We start from the raw sequence: 6,440 nt of genomic DNA on the forward strand, positions 1-6,440 counted from the left end.
TCAAGTTCTTGGTAATCTCGCGGATAACCTCATTGTCGAGGTGCTTGAGGTAAGTCGATTTCCAGTAGCAGCGGTCGCGACCCTTGGGAAACAACCCGTCATAAAGCGTCTGAAGCACTTGGTATGGTATGCGGTCACTGAAATCGATGAGCGTTTCGCCAAAGCTTCGCAAGGGCTGGGTTACCCGTTCGCCCTCTTCGGCTGGGCCGTCGTAGACCGTCGCGAGCGTCAGCACGCGCCTGCCCCATGCGTGTTCCGGATAGGCCGCGTCGCGGGGAATCGTAGAAAATTCGGCAAGGCCACTCACTTCGTCGGGAGCAGTGGCCATGTAGTCGCGCCATTTTAAGAGAATTTCATCGGCACGTTCTTCGGGATAGGCGGGCGCGCAAAACATCATTTCCGCCGCAATCGGATGAAGGCGGAATTCAAAGTTTACGACAACCCCAAAATTGCCGCCTCCCCCTTTCAACCCCCACAACAAGTCGGAGTTCTCTGTATCGCTTGTGTGGACCAGTCGGCCATCGGCGATAACAACGTCGGCCGCCAGGATATTGTCGCAACTGAGCCCATGGGTGCCGCGCAACCAACCGATGCCGCCCGACAAGGTTAACCCCGCCACTCCAGTTGCCGCAATCAGACCACCAGGCGTAGCGCGACCGAAGGGTGTGGTTGCTGCATCAACGTCGGCCCAAGTGGACCCGCCTCCAACTTGAGCCCTATCGAGGTCAGCTGCTATCCTGACGGCATTCATGAGCGACATATCGATCATGAGCCCGCCATCACAGACGGCATAGCCCGCAACATTATGGCCACCACTATGGACCGAGATCAAAAGGTCGCGGGCCCGGGCGTAGTTTACTGATGCGATGACGTCAGCGGCATTGCGGCAGCGGGCAATCAGCAAGGGCCGTCTGTCAATCATGCCGTTCCATACCACGCGGCTAGCATCATACTCGGCATCGCCCGGCTCAAGCAGTTTGCCACGTAATTCGCTGCGCAGTGCATTGTGGGTCATCTCAAGTCCTCCAGTTGGCAAGAGCCTAGCACCGGCTGCGCTTCCAGATTAAAGTCAAAAATGCTGAAAGGCGGTCAATTCTGCCATGCCTCAACAAGACGGCCGGATAAATGTTGCCCTCCTTGCTGTGCCGGAAGTTACGGCGTCGGCTCTATATGGCATGTTTGATCTTTTCTCCTCACCGGGCCGCGATTGGGCTTTCATTGTGTCGGGAGCGGCTGGCGAACAGCGCATGCGTCCCTATATCGTTGCCCGGTCCAGCCAACCATTTCGGGCAGCAAACGGTATTTGGGTCAATCCGGATTATGATTTTAAGGACTGCCCTAAGCCCGACATCGTTTGCGTTCCGGATTTCTTCGTCGATCCAGGCGAAAGTGTTGCGGGGATGTATAACCCCGAAGCGGAGTGGCTGAAACAATGCCACGAGGAAGGAGCGATGCTTGCCAGCGCCTGTTCTGGTGCGGTGCTGCTCGGCGAAGCCGGATTACTGGCCAACTGTGAAGCGACCATTCATTGGGGGTATGTGGCGACCCTTACCAACAATTACCCGGGCGTCAGGGTCAGAGTGGACCGGTCCCTCGTGTTGAGTGGAGAGGCGCACAGGATTGTCATGGCAGGTGGCGGCTCGAGCTGGCAGGACTTGGCACTCTATCTGATTGCGCGCTATGTCGGACTGAAGGAGGCGATCGAGGTTGCGAAGGTCTACATGCTTCAATGGCATGATATGGGCCAGCAGCCGTTTGCATCGCTTATGAGCCTGCGGCAAACATCCGATGCAACGATCGCCAGATGCCAGGAATGGCTGGCGTTGAACTACAAGACCCATGCTCCGGTCGCCATGATGACGACCCTCTCTGGACTCCCGGAACGATCATTTATCCGTCGATTTGCCAAGGCGACGGGAAGACGGCCAATCGATTACGTGCATGCCCTTCGACTTGAGGAAGCCAAGCAAATGCTCGAAACCACCGACCTATCCTTCGAAGCCATCGCCAACGAAGCGGGCTATGAGGATACCAGCTTTTTTGGCCGCCTTTTCCGCCGCAAAACTGGACTAACACCGACGCAATATCGTCTGCGCTTTGGTTCGTTACGACAGGCATTGAAACACCGATAGAAAGCGTCAAGCATGATTATTAAGCGCTTCGCCTTTGCGGAATTTCTGATCGAAAATGGACTATTGGAGATGTTTGTTGAACTCCCACCTGAAATAAATGGGGCGGTAAGGTATGACCCCGCTCAATGCGCCTCTGGCAGAGCGGAAGCCTCTTAAATAACTCGCCCGCGAATGTTGCGCCCGATCGCATATTCGGCAACCAACACGCGCAAACATGACATGGCGCGTCATCTGTCGTAGATGCGAAATCTCAGATGCAGCAGCAAATTGATTTACGTCTCAACGGCTTCGCCACCTAATCTAACGGCAACCGTCTAGGACCCATCATCCGTCCAAGACCCAATCCGCAGGCAGCCAGCGATAGCCCATCCCTTCCTTCACGACATGACCGACGCCCGGAAACGGATAGTGATAGCCAGCGACCAATAGCCTATCGTTTGCGGCCCGGTCCAATAATGCCCCGCGGGTCTTTGCCCCTTTCTCCTGATCGTGATCCCATTTGATCTGCCATTGCGGATGATCAAAGGAGAAGTGAATGTTGGCTATGGCGTCTCCTGTGATCAATAATTGGTCACTGCCAGACCCCACCAAGAGCGACATGTGGCCTTGGGTGTGTCCGGGGGTGTCAATGGTCGTAACGCCCGTTGCAATATCAGCACCTCCCTTGATCGGGTGCACACGCCCGCCAAGCGCTGCAAACACCTTTTGTGCCGCTGGCGCGCTTTGAGCTGCCCAATCCGGCAGTTTCGACGCAAAATCCGGCGAATTCCAGAGATCCAGCTCTGTTTCGGAGAGGACCAAATCAGTTTTCGGAAACTGCCCCGTCGGATCGGTGACAAGCCCGCCAATGTGATCGGGATGGCAATGGGTGAGGACGACCGTATCAACTGAACCGGGCTCGATACCGGCAGCAGCAAGCGACTTGGTCAATCGTCCGGCATGCGCAGCCCACTCAGTGCCTGGGGTTAGGCCCGTATCGACGAGAATGCGCTTCTGCCCGGTGTCGATCACAAGCGGGTTGGCTTGAAGCCGCACGATGTCAGGGGCGAGATAATGGGCGTCGAAATATGGTTTCTTCTCTTCAGGTTGAATATTTGTTGCAAAGCTGTCAGTCGGCAAAAAGAAGATGCCGTCGCACAGCATTGTAATTTGGAATTCGCCGATGGCGAACGAATAGTATCCTGGTGAAGGTTTGACGGGTCGGCTATCTGCGGCCAACGCAAGTTCCGGGATTTGGAAACCTGAAGCAACAGCTCCGAGTGCCGCGGCTTTCAAGAAAGCGCGTCTGTCTGTCGAAAACATGGTGACCTCTCTTTCGAAAAGTCCGCCCAATCCCCGCTTATTCAATTAAATATAAATTTTACCATGAGCTCAATTGTGAGGCGATTTAATTCAGGCCCCTCATGCGATTTTAGGCCCATGCGCAAAGCTAATGGTCGAATTAAACCATTTCACCGTACCTGTAGCCATTTCCATAACCGTTGGGAATTGCTCAGCAAGCCTGACGCCGCCAGCTCCGCTGTGAAGCCTTGGTCCGGGACACGTTCAGCTTTCAAACCGAAGTGATAGGCCGATTCCGAAGGACGGAATATCCCGCCCTGGCTCCGTGTCGAGAGGGGGAAAGTGCACGGCAAAACTACACGAAATCGGTATTGTCCGCCGTCAGATCCGAAATCTCGACGTCCTCAAGGATCAGTCCCAGTGGCCAGGGATGGCCATTGGTCAAATCGATGAACACGCCTTCGTCCGTCTGAGTGGCGTGGCTCAAGAGATCATCAAAATTATGGATCCCGTAGTAAGAGCGTGCCTGGGATGAAAAATGCAGCACATCGCCCTCTTGACCGGTTTCGAAGTCGACAATTCTGTCGCGGCTGCTCGCCTCCGCGTTTATCATGAAGGTGTCAGAGCCTTCGCCACCGGAAAGCCAGTCATTCCCGCCGCTACCATAGATTTTGTCCGCGCCTGCTCCGCCGAACAACGCATCATGGCCGTCGCCTCCCTCCAGAACATCATCGCCGCTGCCGCCGTAAAGGTGATCCCGGTCGTCTGAGCCGAAGAGATTGTCGTTGCCAGCGTCGCCATAGAGATAGTCCTGATCGTGGCCGCCACTCAGATTGTCAGCGCCTTCGCCGCCGGCCAGCCAGTTTGCTCCCTCGCCGCCGCGGATCTGGTCGTCCCCTTGGCCACCTTCGATGTGATCATTTCCACGACCGCCATCGAGGTCGTCGGCACCCAGCGCACCGCGAATGAAATCATCGTTGTCCGACCCATGGACCCTCAGCTGCTCAATATTGCTGAAAGAGCCACCGCCGGAGATTTCGCCAGTAACCGCATCGACGACGCCTGGCTCATTTCCGGACAGTGTGATTTCCAGAAGGTCATTCCCGATGCCTCCGTCGCCAATGCCGCCCTCATCGGTCAAGATGATTACATCATCACCAGAATCTGCGTCGACCCGGTCCGCACCGCCGCCGCCGTCAATGATGTTGGCGGTGCCGTCACCGTGGAGCGTGTCGGCGAATAAAGTTCCGCGCAGATTTTCAATGCCAGCCAAATGATCCCCAGTCGCCTCGCTGCCATCGGCAATGCCGACTGCAAGATCGATGTGGACCCCGCCTGAGGCGGTGGCGTATGAGGCCCAGTCGCTTCCGGCACCCCCGTTGATCTGATCGGCTCCGGTGCCGCCCTCCAGAATATCGTCACCGCCAGCGCCGCGAAGATCGTCATTGCCGCTACCGCCGGTCAGGCCGTTGGCAGTATCATCGCCGATCAGCACGTCGTTAAGGGAAGAGCCGAGAACCGCGTCCATGCGGATGAGATGGTCGCCTTCAGCCTCGCCGCCTACACCTGTTCCCAAAGACAGATCGATCGTTACTCCCGCGTTCGAGCGGTGATAGTCGGCCGTGTCGACCCATGTCTTGTAGTCGTCGCCGCCGTCGAGGGTGTCTGCGCCGCCGCCACCTGCAAGCAGGTCCGAGCTAGCGGATCCCATAAGAACGTTACTTCCGGAATTTCCGATGATCGTGCCTGCGCTCGTGACGTTTTCAATGTCGATCAATCGACCTCCATTCGAATCGACACCGGCTTGCAGATCGACTGTCTCCACGGACCCGTAGTAATAGGCCGTATCAATGCCTTCACCTCCGTCGAGGACATTGGCACCGTCTCCTCCGTTGAGCGCATCGTCGCCCGTGCCGCCCCTCAAAGTGTCGTTGCCTCCCGATCCCTCGAGGATATTATCGGAGCTATCGCCGATCAGAGTGTCATCTGACTGCGATCCACTTACGTTCTCAATGCCACTCAGCAAATCCCCGGCCGCGTAACCGCCAGCTCCTCTACCTTCAGCAAGATCGATCGTTACGCCTTCGCGGGAATCGAAATAGAGAGCCCAATCTTCTCCCTCTGCACCAATCAGATGATCGGCACCATCGCTGGCGAAAAGCCTGTCATCGCCTGGACCACCATCCACGGTATCAATCCCAGCTCCTCCTCCTAGTTGGTCGTCTCCGCCCAATCCGAAGATCTCATCATTGCCAGATGTGCCAAAGATCGTATCTGCAGCTTCTGTGCCAACAAAACGGGCCATGCTTCATCTCCTCCTGATGTTCAAAACAATGGGATTGAGTGAGTACGCAAATAGCAGAGAGCTTGAAAGGTTGTGGGTCAGGACAAGTGTGCGTGAATTATGCTTTTAGAGTCTTCGAAAGCAAGCAATAAGTATTAAAAATCTAATTACAATATATTTCTAAACTTAAAGCAACTTGCGACAATCGCGCGCTCTAAATAATTTCCCAAACCAATATCTTATCACCGGCGCTCAGGTGATATTTATGTCACCCGCGTTTGAGTGCAGCATGAGGGTCGGATAGCTCGGCGGAATATGCCTCGCTAACGGTAGAACTGGCGGGCCGGCGATGGTGAGTGCCGGACCTTGTGCCGAAATGACGGCTTTAGGTACTCCCGCGCAAGCGATTACGCTCACCTCCCGGCGCTTGGCATCACTTGTATTTCCGTGTGTGGCAAAAGCGGTTACGCGGCGATAGATCGATCGGAAGTTGTGGAAAACTGTTGAATTTGCCTGCGTATCACCAGGTGCGCAATGACAAGACCGCACCTGATCGAAATGATTGCCCGTCATTTCAGGGAGGATCACTATGACAACAACAAATGAAATTGCCGAGAAGATCGCGGGAGAGCACGGCCTGACCAAAGCCGAGGGTAAGGCTGTGGTTGAAGCCGTGTTTGCGGCAATTGCCGCCGCCTCGGCGTCGGGGAGCGAAACATCGATTGCCGGCTTCGGAAAGTTCA

At 55.6% G+C, this 6,440-nt stretch carries 5 protein-coding genes; 2 read left to right on the forward strand and 3 right to left on the reverse strand.

The genetic code is table 11. The features are described from left to right. Positions 1 to 1,015 (reverse strand): FAD-dependent oxidoreductase (locus AAAB35_RS18225; protein WP_340669692.1); only part of this gene is annotated, 1,015 nt, incomplete at its 3' end. Positions 1,016 to 1,100: 85 nt separating this feature from the next. On the opposite strand from AAAB35_RS18225, the gene AAAB35_RS18230 reads away from it, so the two are divergent. Continuing rightward, positions 1,101 to 2,132 (forward strand): helix-turn-helix domain-containing protein, encoded by a 1,032-nt coding sequence (locus AAAB35_RS18230; RefSeq protein WP_340669693.1) that lies wholly within the window; start codon positions 1,101 to 1,103, stop codon positions 2,130 to 2,132. Between the two features lie 324 nt (positions 2,133 to 2,456). On the opposite strand, the gene AAAB35_RS18235 is transcribed toward AAAB35_RS18230, so the two are convergent. Together AAAB35_RS18235 and AAAB35_RS18240 are read right to left on the reverse strand one after the other, a co-directional pair. Further along, the gene (locus tag AAAB35_RS18235; RefSeq protein WP_340669694.1) at positions 2,457 to 3,434 is read right to left on the reverse strand and encodes an MBL fold metallo-hydrolase; all 978 of its coding nucleotides are present in this window, start codon (positions 3,432 to 3,434) and stop codon (positions 2,457 to 2,459) included. A 334-nt stretch (positions 3,435 to 3,768) separates the two neighbouring features. Continuing rightward, a complete protein-coding gene (locus tag AAAB35_RS18240; protein WP_340669695.1) occupies positions 3,769 to 5,718 on the reverse strand; it encodes a calcium-binding protein in 1,950 nt (649 codons plus the stop codon). A 568-nt stretch (positions 5,719 to 6,286) separates the two neighbouring features. Between AAAB35_RS18240 and AAAB35_RS18245 the strand changes: the two genes are divergently transcribed. Then, positions 6,287 to 6,440 (forward strand): HU family DNA-binding protein (locus AAAB35_RS18245; RefSeq protein ID WP_340669696.1); only part of this gene is annotated, 154 nt, incomplete at its 3' end.

Origin of the sequence: Phyllobacterium sp. (genome assembly GCF_037994425.1) — a bacterium.
In the GTDB taxonomy this organism is placed as follows: domain Bacteria; phylum Pseudomonadota; class Alphaproteobacteria; order Rhizobiales; family Rhizobiaceae; genus Phyllobacterium.

What these genes read in the sequence shown, in the direction of transcription:
- AAAB35_RS18240 (WP_340669695.1), bottom strand. Translation starts at nt 5,718, where the DNA reads ATGGCCCGTTTTGTTGGCACAGAAGCTGCAGATACGATCTTTGGCACA.
- AAAB35_RS18235 (WP_340669694.1), bottom strand. Translation starts at nt 3,434, where the DNA reads ATGTTTTCGACAGACAGACGCGCTTTCTTGAAAGCCGCGGCACTCGGA.
- AAAB35_RS18230 (WP_340669693.1), top strand. Translation starts at nt 1,101, where the DNA reads ATGCCTCAACAAGACGGCCGGATAAATGTTGCCCTCCTTGCTGTGCCG.